The following is a 1,169-nucleotide window of genomic DNA, read 5'->3' as shown; positions in this document are numbered from 1 at the left end:
GCGGTGGCCTGCGAGGGCGCCGAGCTAACCTACCGCGAATTTGACGAGCGGGTGAATCGCCTTGCCCGCCTGCTGATCTCGCAGGGTGTTGGCGCGGAATCGCTGGTCGGCCTCGCGGTCCGGCGCTCGGTGGATCTGGTTGTCGGCATGTACGCGATCATCACCGCCGGTGGCGCCTACGTGCCGCTGGACCCCGATCACCCGGCCGAGCGGATCGCGCACATTCTCGAAACCGCCCGGCCTGCCTGCGTTCTCACTACGACCACCGATGCGGTGCCGGTACCCGTTGACGTGCCGGTGCTGTATCTGGACACCCTGGACTCGGTCGAAGTCGACGCGGCGCCGGTGCGCGCCGGGGAACTGCTGCGGCCGGTGCGCCCGGAGAATCCGGCGTATGTCATCTTCACCTCGGGTTCCACCGGGCGCCCCAAGGGCGTCGCGGTGTCGCACGCGGCCATCCACAACCAGACCACCTGGATGCTCGCCGAGTACCCGCTGCGCCGCCAGGACGTCTACCTGCAAAAGACCGCGACGACATTCGACGTGTCGCTGTGGGGCTATTTCATGCCGCTGCGTGCTGGTGCCAAGCTCGTCTTGGCTACCCATGACGGTCATCGCGATCCGGCCTACATCGCGGAAACCATTGCGGCGCAGCGGGTGACGGTGACCGACTTCGTGCCGTCGATGCTGACGGTGTTCGCGGCGCACACACCCGCGGGTGCTGTCCCAACGCTGCGAGATGTGTTCGTAATCGGTGAGGCGCTGCCGCCGGAGACCGTGGATGCGGTGTACGCCATATCGGGTGCGCGCGTGCACAACCTGTACGGGCCGACGGAGGCCGCGGTGTCGGTGACCTACTGGCCCACGGACGGTACGGAGCGGCCGAGCGTGCCGATCGGCCTGCCGCAGTGGAACACCCGGGTGTACGTGCTGGATTCGCGCCTGCGCGCGGTGCCTTCAGGTGTAGCGGGCGAGCTGTACTTGGTCGGTGATCAGCTGGCGCGCGGCTATGTGCGGCGTCCGGATCTAACCTCGGATCGGTTCGTGGCGAGCCCGTTCGGTTCCGGTGAGCGGATGTACCGCACCGGCGACCTGGTGGTGTGGCGTGAGCCCGACGGCATCCGTCCGGCCCGCCTGGAGTACATCGGCCGCACCGACTTCCAGGTGAA

1 protein-coding gene is annotated in these 1,169 nt (G+C 67.8%); it reads left to right on the top strand.

What is annotated here, in order from left to right; all coding sequences use genetic code 11:
• A partial coding sequence (locus AB0J29_RS37205) for an amino acid adenylation domain-containing protein (RefSeq protein WP_364796075.1) occupies window positions 1–1,169 on the top strand: 1,169 nt, incomplete at both ends.

Origin of the sequence: Nocardia sp. NPDC049707, assembly GCF_040674855.1 — a bacterium.
Taxonomy (GTDB): Bacteria; Actinomycetota; Actinomycetes; order Mycobacteriales; family Mycobacteriaceae; genus Nocardia.
The sequence above is the reverse complement of the archived record's forward strand: the minus strand, read 5'-3'. Positions and strand labels throughout refer to the sequence as shown.